Annotated in this window: 1 pseudogene; it reads right to left on the reverse strand. The window is 56.0% G+C overall.

Annotation, left to right across the window (positions count from 1 at the left end):
• Positions 1 to 357 (reverse strand): annotated as a pseudogene (locus JW499_RS21875) (hypothetical protein); the annotation flags it as partial.

The following is a 357-nucleotide window of genomic DNA, read 5'->3' on the forward strand; positions in this document are numbered from 1 at the left end:
GCAACCAGTGATCGGTATCAATCCCGAGCCTGGCGAGTATCGGCGGGGTATCCGCTGTAATATAACCCCGCTTGGTGGGATGAATCGCCCGCCCGGTATAATCAACCAACTCCAGATAGTCATGCAGGTCATAGCTGATCGCCGCTGTTTCAGCCTGCCGGGGATCAAAGCGCTTGAGTGTTAACGCGGTGGCTTCTTGCTCCTGCGGGGTATCTATCCGCTGTTTGACGGAGGTAAATGCCGATTGCTCGGGCGTCTCGGCGATGCCTGCTCGTATTGGGTTAAGGTCAACATACGCCATGCAGCTCAGTAGTGCCTGCTCGTCCAGCAAGGCCTGACTTTTAAAACGCGCTTCCC

The organism is Amphritea pacifica, from assembly GCF_016924145.1.
GTDB classification, from domain to species: Bacteria; Pseudomonadota; Gammaproteobacteria; order Pseudomonadales; family Balneatricaceae; genus Amphritea; species Amphritea pacifica.